15 protein-coding genes are annotated in these 14248 nt (G+C 63.4%); 7 read left to right on the top strand and 8 right to left on the bottom strand.

What is annotated here, in order from left to right; translation table 11 throughout:
- Positions 1-183: hypothetical protein (locus QN224_RS33925; protein WP_336621124.1), on the bottom strand; the 183-nt coding region annotated here is incomplete at its 3' end.
- A 473-nt stretch (positions 184-656) separates the two neighbouring features.
- On the opposite strand from QN224_RS33925, the gene QN224_RS25335 reads away from it, so the two are divergent.
- Complete coding sequence (locus QN224_RS25335; RefSeq protein ID WP_269282444.1) at positions 657-1229, top strand: transglutaminase-like cysteine peptidase; 573 nt, start codon at positions 657-659, stop codon at positions 1227-1229.
- 182 nt (positions 1230-1411) lie between these two features.
- Here QN224_RS25335 and QN224_RS25330 read toward each other — a convergent pair whose 3' ends face one another.
- Positions 1412-1855: a TIGR02594 family protein gene (locus QN224_RS25330; RefSeq protein ID WP_173509924.1), complete on the bottom strand. Its 444-nt coding sequence runs from the start codon at positions 1853-1855 to the stop codon at positions 1412-1414.
- Between the two features lie 516 nt (positions 1856-2371).
- Here QN224_RS25330 and QN224_RS25325 point away from each other — a divergent pair.
- Positions 2372-3349 carry a hypothetical protein gene (locus QN224_RS25325; protein ID WP_283978869.1) on the top strand — a complete coding sequence of 326 codons (978 nt, stop codon included), beginning with the start codon at positions 2372-2374 and terminating at the stop codon, positions 3347-3349.
- 308 nt (positions 3350-3657) lie between these two features.
- On the opposite strand, the gene QN224_RS25320 is transcribed toward QN224_RS25325, so the two are convergent.
- Together QN224_RS25320 and macA are read right to left on the bottom strand one after the other, a co-directional pair.
- A complete protein-coding gene (locus QN224_RS25320; RefSeq protein ID WP_283978868.1) occupies positions 3658-5601 on the bottom strand; it encodes a MacB family efflux pump subunit in 1944 nt (647 codons plus the stop codon).
- A gap of 8 nt (positions 5602-5609) precedes the next feature.
- Positions 5610-6884: a macrolide transporter subunit MacA gene (macA, locus tag QN224_RS25315; protein WP_283978867.1), complete on the bottom strand. Its 1275-nt coding sequence runs from the start codon at positions 6882-6884 to the stop codon at positions 5610-5612.
- A gap of 217 nt (positions 6885-7101) precedes the next feature.
- On the opposite strand from macA, the gene QN224_RS25310 reads away from it, so the two are divergent.
- The 3 genes from QN224_RS25310 to ilvC all read left to right on the top strand — a co-directional run bounded on the left by QN224_RS25310 (position 7102) and on the right by ilvC (position 9267).
- Positions 7102-7239 (top strand): hypothetical protein, encoded by a 138-nt coding sequence (locus QN224_RS25310; RefSeq protein WP_283978866.1) that lies wholly within the window; start codon positions 7102-7104, stop codon positions 7237-7239.
- Between the two features lie 250 nt (positions 7240-7489).
- Positions 7490-8137: a TetR/AcrR family transcriptional regulator C-terminal domain-containing protein gene (locus QN224_RS25305; RefSeq protein ID WP_269282454.1), complete on the top strand. Its 648-nt coding sequence runs from the start codon at positions 7490-7492 to the stop codon at positions 8135-8137.
- A 110-nt stretch (positions 8138-8247) separates the two neighbouring features.
- The gene (gene ilvC, locus QN224_RS25300; RefSeq protein WP_136509725.1) at positions 8248-9267 is read left to right on the top strand and encodes a ketol-acid reductoisomerase; all 1020 of its coding nucleotides are present in this window, start codon (positions 8248-8250) and stop codon (positions 9265-9267) included.
- A gap of 59 nt (positions 9268-9326) precedes the next feature.
- On the opposite strand, the gene QN224_RS25295 is transcribed toward ilvC, so the two are convergent.
- The 4 genes from QN224_RS25295 to QN224_RS25280 all read right to left on the bottom strand — a co-directional run bounded on the left by QN224_RS25295 (position 9327) and on the right by QN224_RS25280 (position 12187).
- Complete coding sequence (locus tag QN224_RS25295; RefSeq protein WP_283978865.1) at positions 9327-9881, bottom strand: DUF1062 domain-containing protein; 555 nt, start codon at positions 9879-9881, stop codon at positions 9327-9329.
- A gap of 31 nt (positions 9882-9912) precedes the next feature.
- Positions 9913-10371, bottom strand: coding sequence for a hypothetical protein (locus QN224_RS25290; protein WP_283978864.1), 459 nt, complete (start codon positions 10369-10371; stop codon positions 9913-9915).
- Positions 10372-10559: 188 nt separating this feature from the next.
- Complete coding sequence (locus QN224_RS25285; protein ID WP_173510186.1) at positions 10560-10814, bottom strand: hypothetical protein; 255 nt, start codon at positions 10812-10814, stop codon at positions 10560-10562.
- A 344-nt stretch (positions 10815-11158) separates the two neighbouring features.
- Positions 11159-12187, bottom strand: coding sequence for a hydroxyacid dehydrogenase (locus tag QN224_RS25280; protein WP_283978862.1), 1029 nt, complete (start codon positions 12185-12187; stop codon positions 11159-11161).
- Between the two features lie 356 nt (positions 12188-12543).
- Between QN224_RS25280 and QN224_RS25275 the strand changes: the two genes are divergently transcribed.
- Entirely contained in the window at positions 12544-13491 is a 948-nt protein-coding gene (locus QN224_RS25275) for a glycine betaine ABC transporter substrate-binding protein (RefSeq protein ID WP_283978861.1), read from the top strand.
- The gene (locus tag QN224_RS25270; RefSeq protein WP_283978860.1) at positions 13488-14189 is read left to right on the top strand and encodes a L,D-transpeptidase; all 702 of its coding nucleotides are present in this window, start codon (positions 13488-13490) and stop codon (positions 14187-14189) included. Before QN224_RS25275 ends, QN224_RS25270 begins: the two co-directional genes overlap by 4 nt.
- Positions 14190-14248: the final 59 nt, after the last annotated feature.

Raw genomic sequence — 14248 nt, 5'->3', positions numbered from 1 at the left:
CGCCGCCGCCACCGTTGCCGCCGCCGCCGCCGTTGTCGCCGCCGCCGCCGTTGTTACCACCGCCGCCGTTGTTACCGCCGCCACCACCGCCAGGAGGGGGAGCGCTACCACCGCCGCTACCGCCGCCGCTGCCGCCACCGCCGCCTCCACCGGTTCCGCCACCACCATTACCGTTGGGCGCACGGGCATCGCTGCGATCGTTCCCCGTGGCGGCACTCTTTATGGTTGCCGTCGAGAGGGGAGGGCACATCTTGATCTGTGCGGGCGTCAGGATTTTTGAGCGGTTGAGGGCTACGCAACAGGCCGCAAAGTTACCTTCCGTCAGTGGACTGCATTGTTTTGCAGTCATGCGCTGTCGCTGTACTGCGTTCGCGTCTGGCGTGATAACTACTGATGCTATTGAAGCCGTCGAAAGGATAAAGAAGAGTTTTAATACGGATCTGTTAAACTTATCCATTACTCAACTCCTACAAAATAAATATTTAAAAAAGTAATGAATAATTCGCGTAAAGCGTTAGTCGGTCAAGTTACGAATTATTAGTAGTACGGGCCACAACATCGCCCAATTTCGGGTTAATCAACCTTGAGTTAATCCCCTTTGGTTATCTGTAAATCGGACGCGGGAGCGTTGCGCCCGCCGTTGGAGGTCGATCTTTATGAAATTTTTCGTCGCACAGGCCGTGTCTCTGTCTCTGTTGCTGTTCGTGATCCCGCAGGTGGCCGAGGCGGGTACGACGATGAGGACCGGTGGCAAGGCCTTCGCGCCACCGGCTTTCGCCTCGTTCTGCGCACGCGAGCCCCGCTTGTGCAGCACCGGTGGCGGGAGCAAGCTCGTCGTTCTCCAGCCGGAAAAGGCGAGCGAGTTGCAGCAGGTGAACCGCGCGGTCAACGCGCGCATCCGGGAGCGGAGCGACCGGGCAAATGTCGGCAGGGACGACGATTGGCGCGTGCCTACGGCCTATGGCGACTGCGAGGATTTCGCCATCCTGAAGAAGCGGGAATTGCTCAAGCGCGGCTGGCCCGCCTCGGCGTTGCTCCTGACGGTCGCCCGCTATCGCGGCGAGGGGCACACGGTGCTGACCGTGCGCACCAGCGAGGGCGATCTCGTGCTCGACAACATGACCAATTCCGTCCGCGACTGGTCGAGGACCCCTTACGATTACTTCGCGCGCCAGTCTCAATCGAACGGCAGGCGCTGGGAGCGGATCGACGGCGCGCGCCAGATCTGAGGCAGTAGCCGCCGTCGCGATCAAGCGACAAACGTCATTTCCGGTCGGACGCGCGAACTGTCCCTCACTGAGGGTCCGCGCGCCGCGATCGACTTCCTGCCGAAGACACATCGGCCAGCGCTGCGCGCCTGATCGGACGCGCAGCGGTCTTGCGACACTTGAAAGCCGAGCTTTCGCGGCGGTTATCGCCTTACCGCTACAACCTGCCTCCGGCTGAACTGCGACAGCTGAACGCGTCCCGACTGGTTGCCGCCGATCAGTTGTGCGGTCGACTTGGACAGGGCCGAGAGGATGCCGACGTGATAGCCACGGCCGGTGCGCACGACGATGACGTCGCCTGGACGCGCAAAGGAGAGGCGCACGGGCGCACCGAACTGCCGCCAGGAACTTGCGAAACTGTAGGATTTGGGCGGCTGTCGGCCGGCTTTCCGTGCAATCATCCCCATGAAATGCCCGCACCAGGGCGTGCGAGCGGGATTGATGCCGAGAGCGGCGCGCAGGCGCCTGTTGTGTTTGACTTCGTGCATTCCGGTAAATTGCTGGGCGTAGGCCAACATGCCGGCGGTGGCCGTGTCCGGGGCGATGAGGGCGACGGATATTGCGGCGAGAAACGCTAAAACCTTCATGGCTGGGTCTCCTTGCCAGTTTTCGGTGTGCGTTCACTGCTAGGAGCCATCCGCCTCTATGCGGAGACACTGAAAGCGAGTAAAGTGCTTTGGAATCAAAGCACTAGAACGCCATTGCGCGCTCGCTCGAACGCGCAGCGAACCACCTTCGGGCTCGGCCATGCCGAGTCCGCTCTTGATTTGTTTCTCTATCCAGCGCGCAGACCCGTGGCGTTCCCGTATTGCGTCGAACGCTGCAACACGGCACCGACGGGGCGGGCGAACCGCGAGGGTTCTGGCCCAACTCAAACGAAACAAAAATTCGGTATTCCCCTGCCATCCGCTGGATAGCGGGCGGACTTTGCCGCCTGCGTGAAGCAAAATTGTGGCAACAACTTTATCCGCGCCATTTCTCCGCGTTCCGAACGTGGCGGCGCGCCGGATTCGACGCCCGGTCCGGCCATGGGAGATCTAGCAGGAGTTGCACTGCCTGTTCCGTTGCCCCAGGATGTGCCAGGGGGATCGGGGAGGCCGGCCATGGAACGCGCGAAGGAGAAAACGGCCCGAAAGACCGGTGGCGAGGCTGGCGGCAAGGCGGCCGCTACGGACGTGGGCCGAGGCAGGCGGAAGGGCACGATCGAGGAGACCGGTCCCGCTTCCGTGTTCCTCGAGAAGGACCCCGCGATCTGCCTCGTCTATCACGTCAAGGATGCGCAAGGCCGCTACCTGACGGATGAGCAGGCGGTGCGTGCGCTGCAGTCTTCGGCTATGCCCGCGGACACGATGATCGCGCAGAAGGCGGCCGGCCTCCGCGTCTGCGCGGATGGCGATTCCTGGATCAACATCCTCTGGCCGCTCTCGGCACTGGCGGGTTACGCGCCGACATTCTTCGATATCCTGGAGGGGCGCTACTACGCCCAGAATGTCGCCTATCCGGGTGATACGTTCGAGCAGATGCGCCAGAAGAAGGATTACCGCCAACTGGTGAAATCCGCCTCGTTCGACTTCTTCATCTTTTCGGGCGGCGGCAACGACATTCTCGGCGGCGGCGCCCTGACGGAGCTGCTGCGGCCCAGGACCTCCGGCACGTCGTCCAATCCGAGCAGCTTTCTTCGCCTCGACATCCTCGACCGCAAGGTGCGCTCGCTCGAGGACGGGTATAGCGAGATCGCGCGCGATGTCGCGATCCAGTCGGCCCCGAAGCGGACGCGGATGCTGGTCCATGGCTACGACGTTCCGAAACCGGTGGTGAACGGCCCGTGGCTCGGCCAGCCCTTCACCCGCCGGGGCTTCAACCTGTCTCAGGATGGCGCGCTGATCGAAGGCATTCTCACCCATCTGGTCGACCGCCTCTACGACATGCTCGACCGCATCGAGCGCGCCCACGACAATGTCACCGTCGTTCGCCTGAAAAACGTCGTGCAGGGGCGGTGGAACGACGAGCTTCACCCGAAGAAGGCGGCCTCGCGGGACCTGGCGCAGAAATTCGTGACGGTGATGGAGCCATCGGTGTGAATTGACAGATCCTCGTGGCTCCGGTCTCCTGCGCCGCAGACGCGGCGCTGCTGGATTCCTGTGACGAGCACAGGAATGACGGGAGCAAGTGGCAATCCGGACAACACTGCCCCCCCGGTCAGCGTTGCTCTTTTTGCATCTTACCGCATCAAATATTTCGCGACGTCGTCCGCTCCAACTCCCTCATTCCTGTGCTCGTCACAGGAATCCAGCCACGGCGCGTCTGCGCCGTGTTGCCGTGCTGACTCGTCGCCGGACGCAGATACAAAGCGCGATGCGGGCGGACGCGCCAGCTTTCCTCTTGCGGATTAATCCGCGCTAAGCGCCACCGCAGGCTGGAGGCGGGAGGCGTTGCGGGCTGGCAGGAAGCCGAAGAGCAGCCCTGTCAGGAACGAGCAGGCGAAGGCGAGCGCCACCGGGCCGATGGTGAAGCTGACCGGCATGCCGAAAGTTTTTGCAAGTGCGCCGGTGCCGAGGCCCGCGAGGACGCCGATCGCGCCGCCGATAGCGGAAACGACCAGCGCCTCGACGATGAATTGCACGAGAATGTCGCGTTCGCGCGCCCCGGTCGCCATGCGCACGCCGATTTCGCGCGTCCGCTCGCTGACGCTGACGAGCATGATGTTCATGACGCCGATGCCGCCGACGAGCAGCGAAATCGCCGCGACCGATCCCAGGAAGAGCTTCATCGTGTTCGACGTCTCGGTGAAGGCCTCGCGCACCGACGACATGTTGGTGATCTGCGTATCCTCCTTCTTGTGCCGCTCGTTGAGCAGCGCCTGGATGCGCTCCTGCGTCAGGTCGATCGCGGAGGCGTCCTTCACCTCAACGGTGATGGTGCGGATGTTGCGCTGGCCGAAGATGCGCATGCTGCCCGTCGTCAGCGGCACGAGGACGACGTCGTCCTGGTCGTTGCCGCCGGCGCTCGCACCCTTTTCGCTCATCACGCCGATCACCTGGAAGGGGATCTTGTTGACGAGCACATATTGGCCGATCGGGTCGGAGCCGTCCGCAAACAGCGTCTTCACCACGGTCTCGCCGAGGACGGCGACGGGTGCGTAGCTTTCCATGTCATCGCGGTTGATGAACTCGCCGTGGCCGACGCTCCAGGATTTCGCCGCCGTGAACTGCGGCACCGTGCCGTTCGCCGTCGTCTGGTAATCGACGTTGCCGCGCCTCAGCGTCACGGTGCTCGTCATTTCCGGTACGGCGAAGGCGACGTTCGGCAACTCCTGAATCGCGTCGGCATCGGCCGGCACGAGCGTGACGTTGCTTCCGCCGGCGCTGCCGCGGAAATTGGCCATGCTCGGGCGGACGAGGAGAAGATCGGACCCCATCGAGGAGATGCGGCTCAAGACGGAGTCCTGGGCGCCGGTGCCGATCGCCAACATGGCGACCACCGAGCCGACGCCGATGACGATGCCGAGCAGGGTGAGAATGGTTCGGAAGAGGTTGGCACGCAGTGCCCGCATCGCCATCTTCACCGCTTCGGAAACGTCGGCAATCGCGGCAAAGCCTTCGCGGGTGCGCTGGGCGAGGCCGATTGCCGCCTCCGGATTGCTGCGGCCCTTCTTCGCCCGGTCGGCGACGATGCGGCCGTCGTGGATCTCGATCAGCCGATCTGCCTGCTCGGCGACTTCACGCGAATGGGTGATGACCATGACGGTATGGCCGTTCTCGTTCATCTCGCGCAAGAGCGCCATCACCTCGTCGCCGCTCTGACTGTCGAGTGCGCCCGTCGGCTCGTCGGCGAGGATTACGCGGCCGCCGTTCATGAGAGCGCGGGCGATCGATACGCGCTGCTGCTGGCCGCCGGAAAGCTGACTTGGCCGATGGTCGAGCCGCTCGCCAAGTTTGAGGGATTTCAGAAGCTCCTCGGCGCGGTCGTGCCGGTCGCGCGCAGGCATTCCGGCATAGACGGCCGGCACCTCGACATTCTCCCTGGCGCTCGCTGTCGGGATCAGGTTGTAGGCCTGGAAGACGAAGCCGAAAGTGCGGCGGCGCAGCGCCGCGAGCTCGTCGCCGTCGAAGCCGGAGACGCGTTCGCCATCGATCAGGTATTCGCCGGAGGTCGGCTGGTCGAGGCAGCCGAGAATGTTCATCAGCGTCGATTTGCCGGAGCCGGACTGGCCGATGATCGCGACGAATTCGCCGGCCTCGATATCGAGCGAGATATCATGCAGCACCTCGACGGCGAGATCGCCGTTGAAATAGGTCTTGCTGACGTCCCGGAGCGAGAGGAGCGCGGTCATGTTCGTGCTCAGAACATCGGCGGCATGCGCATGCCGCGGCTCCGCGTGTTGCGCGTGCCGCTGCCGGCCGAGGCGGTATCGACGACGACGCGGTCGCCTTCCTCAAGGCCGCTGACGATCTCGGCGCTGACGCGGTTGCGGATGCCGACCTCGACGGCGCGGGCTTCGGTTACGCCCGAGGGCGTGACCACGGTCACCTCAGCCTTGGCCGGCTTGCCGTCCGTGGCTTCGCCGTTCGCATGGATAGCCGCGCTCGGCACGACGAGCACGTCCTTGGCCGCAGCCTCGACGAAGAAGACCTGGGCGCTCATAGACATCATCAGTTCGCCGGTCGGATTGGGCACGTCGAAGAGGGCGTAGTAGAGGACGACGTTGTTTTCCGTGTCCGGCATCGGCTGGATCTGCCGCAACTTGCCGGTGAAGCGCTTTCCGGGCTGGCCGAGCAGGGTGAAATAGGCGTCCATGCCGATCTTCAGCTTGCCGACATCGGCCTCGGAGACCTGCGCCTTCACCGTCATCGTCGAAAGGTCGGCGATGGTGACGATCGTCGGCGTCGTCTGGTTGGCGTTCAAGGTCTGGCCTTCCTTGGCCGGATTGGCGACGATCGTGCCGGCGACAGGCGCATAAATCTTGGTGTAGCCGAGATCGACCTTGTCGCCGGCGAGCGTCGCCTGCTGCTTGCGGATCTGCGCCTCGATCGCCTTCACGTCGGCGCCTGCCGCGGCATGGTCGGCGATCGCCTGATCCAGGGTCGATTGCGAAACGCTGTTGGTCGCGACGAGATTGCGCTGACGCTCGATATTCGCCTGCTTCAGCACGAGCTGCGCCTTCTTCGAGATGAGCTGCGCCTCGAGATTGGCGAGCTCCGCCTGGTCGATCTCGATCCGGTTCTCGATCGTGGCCGGGTCGATTTCGGCGACAAGCTGGTTCTGTTCGACCTTGTCGCCGATTTCGACATGGAGCGATTTCAGCTGGCCGGAAACCTGCGCGCCGGCATCGACCGACTTGATCGCGTCGAGCGTGCCGACAGCGGTGACGCTGTCTTCGATGTCGCCGCGCGTGACGACCTGCGTGATCATCGCGGTGGCGGGCTCGGCCCCGTACTGGCTCCAGGCGTAATAGGCCGCGCCAAGGAAGGCGAGGACCACGGGCACGGCGATCCAGAGACGCGAGCGGCGTTTCCGGCGCACCGGCGGCGGCGCTGCCGGGATCACACGCACATTGGCCGGCGCAGGTTTAAGCGCCGTCATCTCGTCGCTGATCGTCTTGGCTGCCTTGCTCATGATCTCACTTGCTTCGCCGGCGTTCTTTCCTTCTCAAGATAGAGGTGAACGAGATCGGCGAAAAGCATTGAGATCATTATATTTTTGTAATGTGAGAGAGGCGCCGGCGAGCAGCCGGGACCGAAACATCATCTTCACCAACAACTTAGGTGACGCGGCCGCTCGGCGTAGCGGGGCGGCGAGCGTTGCGACGTCGGTCACGTGCAGCTCGCGGGCCGTGAGGACGCCTGCCGGCGACGTGCAACTCGCGGGTGGCGCAGGCATCGCCGGCGATGGTGACCTTCGTCCCGACGGGACCGACGAGTTCCGTAAGGCCGATGCCGGAGAAGGCGTTCGGACGCGGCTTTTCGACTAGCGCTTCGGCCGGTAGCGGTTTCAGCGCATCGACGGAGGCGTCCCGTTCGGCGGCACAATCGAAGGGACCGCCGGCCGCGCCATTTCCCTGCGCCCGTCAGAGAAATCCAGCCACGGGCACTTGCACGGTGCCCTGCATGCGAAGGCGGGCGAAATTTCACCATGCCGGTCAAAATCGCCTTGACGCCTTTTCGCCACCGCATTAGAAACTTGCGAACCGTACCGTACGGTACTGATGGGGCGATGGCGAAGTGCAGGGCGTCTTGGAGAGCAGGGGGGCGAGTGCCGGAAGCGGCCTGACCGAGCGTCAGGGCGCCGTGCTCGAACAGGCGCTGAGACTGCTCGTCGACGGCGGCGAGAAGGCGCTGACGACGGCGGGCGTCGCGCGGGCCGCCAATTGCTCCAAGGAAAGCCTTTACAAATGGTTCGGCGATCGCGATGGGCTGCTTTCGGCGATGATCGGCTACCAGGCGAGCAAGGTGAGGACGCTCGACGTTTCCGCCGGGGCGCTCGACGCGGAGGGTCTTCGGCGGCATCTCGTCGCTTTTGCCAAGGATCTGCTCGACGTGCTTGCCGGCGACGTGTCGCTGGCGCTGAACCGGCTGGCGATCGGCCAGGCGAGCCGCGAGGGTTCCAAGCTCGGTCACATGCTGCAGGAACGCGGCCGCCGCCAGATCGGCCGGCGCGCCGGTGCATTGCTCGAGGCTGGACGCAAGGCCAGGCTTCTTGCCTTCGACGATGCCGAGGAGGCCTATGGCGCGCTTTACGGTCTCGTCGTTTCCGACTGGCATTTGCGGATGCTGCTCGGTGAAGAGCCAGGCGAAATGAAAAAGAGTTTCAGCCGCAGGGCGGAGCGGGCGGTCGGCGCCTTTCTCACGCTCTACGGCAAGAAAGAGTAGCGGCGGGTCTCAATCGGACGCATAAGCCTTTGCGAAGATCAAGGGGATCTTCCGGGGCATGCGTTGGGCCAGCCAGAGGAACAACAGACAGCAAAGGGAAGGAAAATTCGATGCGCGTCTATTACGATCGTGATGCCGATCTCAACCTGATCAAGTCCAAGAAGGTAGCCATCGTTGGCTATGGCAGCCAGGGCCGCGCCCATGCGCTGAACCTCAAGGATTCCGGTGCCAAGGAAATCCGCATCGCGCTGAAGCCGGGTTCGGCAACCGCCGCCAAGGTCGAGGCCGACGGTCTTCAGGTTCTCTCGGTCGCGGAAGCCGCCAAGTGGGCCGACCTCATCATGATGGCGACGCCGGACGAGCTGCAGGCCGACATCTACAAGGGCGAAATCGCCGACAACATCCGCGACGGCGCGGCGATCGCCTTCGCCCACGGCCTCAACGTTCATTTCGGCCTGATCGAGCCGAAGGCTTCGGTCGACGTCGTCATGATCGCGCCGAAGGGCCCGGGCCACACGGTTCGTGGCGAATACCAGAAGGGCGGCGGCGTTCCCTGCCTCGTTGCCGTTCACCAGAACGCTTCCGGCAACGCGCTTGATCTCGCGCTCTCCTACGCCTGCGGCGTCGGCGGCGGCCGCTCGGGTATCATCGAAACCAACTTCAAGGAAGAGTGCGAAACCGACCTCTTCGGCGAGCAGGTCGTTCTCTGCGGCGGTCTGGTCGAACTCATCCGCGCCGGTTTCGAAACGCTGGTCGAAGCCGGCTATGCCCCGGAAATGGCCTATTTCGAGTGCCTCCACGAAGTGAAGCTGATCGTCGACCTGATCTATGAAGGCGGCATCGCCAACATGAACTACTCGATCTCCAACACCGCCGAGTGGGGCGAATACGTCACCGGCCCGCGCATCATCACCGAAGAAACCAAGGCCGAGATGAAGCGCGTTCTCAAGGACATCCAGACCGGCAAGTTCACCTCGGAATGGATGCAGGAGTACCGCTCGGGTGCTGCCCGCTTCAAGGGTATCCGCCGCGTCAACGACGCCCACCAGATCGAAGAGGTCGGCGCCAAGCTGCGCGGCATGATGCCCTGGATCGGCAAGAACAAGCTGGTCGACAAGGCGAAGAACTAAGCCTTACCTCCCAAGAGGCGAAGGAAGCCGGGGCATGTGCCCCGGCTTTCTTTTTGCACTCAATCGTGACCAGTTCCGGTCGCCGCGGCTATCCACCGAGAGCGGCTTTCAGGATCGGCGGCGAGGCCGATCGTCACCCGCGTTCCGTCCTTGATCCGTTTGCGGAAAATGCCCGGACGATGTGGGGCGGCTCGAATCCTCATTCCGTCACAGGCATTCTGCAACTCGGACCGCGCCATGCCGAGCTCGCGGGCGAGCAGCCGATCCAAGCGGAGGCCAGTGGCGAACGGAACCGCAAGGTCGATTTGCAGCGTCGTCCAGGCGTTGCACTCGCTCAGCACCTCTTTGCGGACGTCGGCATCGGCGCATTCGTCGACCGACTGGGCTTTCCGCCGGACGGCATCGAGATCGAACGCCCAGCCGCGTACCCGGTCCGGATCGTTGGATTGCAGCGCCTCCAATGTCGCGCGATCGAGATCGCGAATGTTCCGGCGCTCGAAGATCGGCCGGTTCCAGGTATTGCCGCAACCTGAGCATCTGTAGATCAGCCAGGCATCGAGCGTCCTGCCATTGGCGTTGAGCCTGACCTTGCCGCTCGAGCGGAAAGATCTCACGCCTTCACATCGGCTGCAGGCAATTCGCGGTTCAGGGGGAGTGCGAGGAATAATGGTCCAGCGGACCCGAAGAATATTGCACATATCGTCTCGGTCTTCCGTTCGGAAGTTCGTCGAGACGACAGTCGGAGAAAGCCCTTATGGGCACGGTGTGGCGTTGTTTCGGCTGGTTGAAGAGCTGAGACGCAGGGACTGCGCGTGGCACATCTGACAAGGCCAGACCGGTCTCAGACCCACCACCCGACGAACGCAATCCTGCGTCGACAGCAACAGCTGTGCGGCACATGGGGTGAAAATGAATGAGACCGGAATCTACGACGGCAAAATCGAACCTCGATGCACCAATTAAACGTGTTGCAGCGGTCCATGCGCCTCTGAAGAGGCGCAGCGCTGCAATGCTCTTCGGTTCGAAGCTGTACCAGATAAAGGCGAACAATTGAAGCATGCTCGTCAGACTGGCCGGAAGCCCCGGCCGCTCCGCAGCTTCCACCAGAAATTTCCTACAGCAAGAAGCGAGCTAGATAATTTCACTGTTTCATTGAAACGGTGAAATGCTCTAACTCCTTGACACTACGCAATTCCGACGGAAAACCCGTTACATACGTTTCCTGGAACTGCTCCGGGCCGATCGCGCGACGTGAAGCGGAGGGCCTCAGCGTACGTCGGCCCTCGCGGCCGTTACATCGGGTCATTGCCCTTCATGGCGTTGGACATGTGGGTCTTGCACTTGTCCTGATCATTCGCCGCCAGGGCTTCCTTCGCCATAGCCAGCTCCTTCTGGGCAAGCTCCTTGCGTGCGGAGTCGGTGACCTGACTTACGTCGGTTTCGAGCTTCGCCATCGCCGCCTGGTCGCACGTGATATCTGCCTGTGCAAAGACGGGCGACGCAACCGCCGTGAAAATGGCAGCCGCAACCAACACTTTGTTCAACATGGTGGAACCTCCGATGTTCTTGCTCGCACCTCGCGTGCGGTACGTAAGGTTCAAACCACCATCCGCCATTTCGGTTCCCCCAAAACGGGCCCAGGCTCCAATATGCGCGCACGAGATGCAGCGCTGGCGGGGAGTAGATCGCCCGCGCCGTGCGATCGAAAGCTCAATCGCGATAGAAATTCCGCGGCCATTTGTGCGCACGCAGGTTCTCCCGCTCACCGGCGGGAAGGCCGCGCCCCCTCGCAGGTGGGATTGATCGGAACGATCGAGTTTTCAGGTCGCCAACCTAGGTTTCGGGCGCGAGAAGTCAGACAGGGGAGGCGCCGGCCGCCGCAGTCGCGGATCTAGTTCCTGTCGACGGGCTTCGAGCGCATGCGCGAGACGGTTTCGCGCTCGGCACGCTTGCAGCGCATCGGCGGCAGGCCGCGGTCCATCAGGTCCATGTCCTCGAGCACCATGTCGCCCATGCGCTTGAAGGCGATGTCGAGGGCGCCGGCGCGATGCGCCGAGCGCAGGAAGCCGGGCAGCGCGCGGACCGGATGGTCGAGGCCAGGCGGCTCTTCCGGAAAGACGTCGCTGGCGGCGACGATGCGCCCGCTGCGCACCGCCTCCATCAGCGCCTCGAAATCCACGACGCCGGCCCTGCTGAGCAGGATGAAGGCAGCACCCTTGCGCATCTTCGCGAAGGTGTCGGCGCCGAGAAAACCCTGGTTTTCGCTGGTGACGGAGGCGACGACGAAAACGAAGTCGCTCCCGGACAGAACCTCATCCAATGAGGCCGGCTCCACGCCGTGCTCGATCAGCATCGACCGCGGCAGCCAGGGGTCGAACACGCGCGTGCGGGTACGGAAGCCGGAAAGCAGGCGGTTGAGCGCCTTGCCGAGGTCGCCGAAGCCGATGATGCCGACGTCGGCGCCGGAGATCAGGCGCGCCGTGCGGTTGCCTTCGCCGCCCCACAACTCCTTGCCTTCGCGGAATGCGAGATCCGCATCGACGATGCCGCGCGCGAGGTTGATCGCCATGGCAAGGCCGAGTTCTGCCACGGGCTCGGCGAAGACCGCCCCGGTTGTCACCACATGGATGCCGCGCTCGAACAGCGTCTCGTAGGGCATGTTGTCGATCAGATTGCTCTCGACGTTGAAGACGCAGCGGAGCGACTGCATGCGAGCGAGCAGTTCGCCCGAGATCGGCGGCTGGCCGACGATGTAGCGGGCCCCGGCGAGAATCTCGGCGGGGAGCGCTGCAATATCCCGATCGGTCTCGACGACCCGGTAGCCGGCGCGAAGCCGGACGAGGGAAGCAGGGGTAAAAATGAGATCGAGCGTGCGCGGTTCCGGCGCGCTTATCACCAGCGGTTGCGAACTTTCAGACATGGCGCCTTCCTCCCCGGGGCAAGCAGTTTCTCCATCGGCGAAAAGAGTTCTGCGCACGTGACGTCGGTGCGGATGCCTACCTCAAACGGCTGCTTCCGCCGATGCCGTCGGGCGAAGTTAGGCCTGAGAATTGCGAATAATCAACGACAAGTTGACTGACGGGAAGAAGCTGGTGCATCCTGCCGGCCGTCAAGACATGCCTGCATAGCATTCCGGGTCGCTTCGATCCGCCGACTTAAGTTGCATGCCGCGTTGCGTCGTAGGCCAGGTCCCGCGTGGCGCCCAAAATTCGAGCCAGAGCATTCATTCACATAGATCAGCCGCCATTTTGGGGGGAGGGGACTGTGAAGAGAAGCATGAAACTCCATGCGGCGGGCTTCGCAGCCGTGTTTGCCGCGACCGCCGCCCTGCCGGCACAAGCGGCCGATCTGGTGATCGCCATGCCCAATTGGCCGTCCGGACAGGCAACGGCCAATATCCTCAAGGAGAGCATCGCCAAGAAGTTCGGGCTCGAGGCGGAGGTGCGCGAACTCGGGACGATCAGCGCCTTCGTCGGGCTCGACAAGGGCGAGGTCGACATCCAGCCCGAGGTGTGGCGGCCTAATTTCGAGGATCTCATCAGGAAATATGTGACCGAGAAGGGTGCGGTCGTGCTGAGCGGGCGTGCCGTTCCGGCCTGGCAGGGCCTTTGCGCCACCCCGGAAGCGGCCGCGGCGGGTCTGAAGACGATCGCCGACCTGAACGACCCGGCAAAGACAGCGGTGCTCGACACCGACGGAGACGGACGCGGCGAAGTGTGGATCGGCGCGCCGACCTGGCTTTCGACGGGAATAGAGCGGGTGAGGGCGAACAGCTACGGCTATGGCGCGAACCTCACGCTCGTCGAGGCGGAGGAAGACGTGGCGATGGCGGCAGTCGATGCGGCGGTCGCGACGGCCCGGCCCATGGTGTTCTATTGCTATGCGCCGCATCACGTCTTCGAGCTGCACAGGCTCGCGCGCATCGAGGAGCCGCCGCACGACCCGGCGAAGTGGAAGATCGCGCAGGCGGACGATCCCCTGTGGGTCACGAAGTCGAGCGCGGCGACCGCCTGGGATACGGCGCATTTCCACATCGCCTATGCGACGGCGTTCGGAAAGAAGCATCCTGATATCGCGAAGTTCCTCGAAGAGGTGGATTTCTCGCCGGAGGAAGTGACCGCGATGAGCTACGCGCTCGAGGTGGAACGCCAGGCGCCTTCCGACTATGCGAAGAAGTGGGTCGACGGCCACGCAGCACGCATCGACGGGTGGGCAAAACAATGACGAAGATCCGGAATAGCTTTGAAACGGAAGGAAAGCGTGCCGGGGGGATGCGGAAGATCGGCCTGATCGTGCTTGCCGCCGGCCTCTGCCTCGGGCCACTGGCGGCGCTCGCCGCCACGCAGATCTACGACGCCCGCACGAAGAAATGGGTCGATTACGACAAGCGGAAGGCGCGGCAGTATTTTGCGCGCAACAAGCAGGTGCCGGAGGCCTTTCGCCGGCAGGTCGTTCCCTTCCGCACGGCTGAGCCGCCGGGCACGATCATCATCGACGGCAACCAGCACTTTCTCTATCTCGTCCAGCCCGGCGGCCAGGCGATCCGCTACGGCATCGGCGTCGGCCGCGAAGGCTTCGGCTGGGCGGGCATCGTTCGCGTCGGTCGCACGGCCGAGTGGCCGACCTGGACGCCGCCTCCCGAGATGGTAGCGCGCGACCTGAACGCGGCGAAATGGGCGGCCGGCATGCCGGGCGGGCCGGACAATCCGCTGGGAGCGAGGGCGCTCTATCTTTATGAAGGCGAGAACGACACGATCTATCGCATCCATGGCACCGTGGAGCCCTGGACGATCGGCCTCGACGTTTCCTCCGGCTGCATCCGGATGAACAACGACGATGTCATCGATCTGCACTCTCGCGTGAAAATCGGCGCGAAGGTCATCGTGCTGATGCAGGGGGCGGCGCTCTACAAGGGTGTGTGAAGTACCGGGGCGTGTGAAATACCGGGCGTGTGAAAAATGGCCAGCGAAGGCGACATCTG

This window comes from Sinorhizobium sp. 7-81 (assembly GCF_030124405.1).
GTDB classification, from domain to species: Bacteria; Pseudomonadota; Alphaproteobacteria; order Rhizobiales; family Rhizobiaceae; genus Sinorhizobium; species Sinorhizobium psoraleae.
This window is presented reverse-complemented; position numbering and strand designations above follow the sequence as displayed.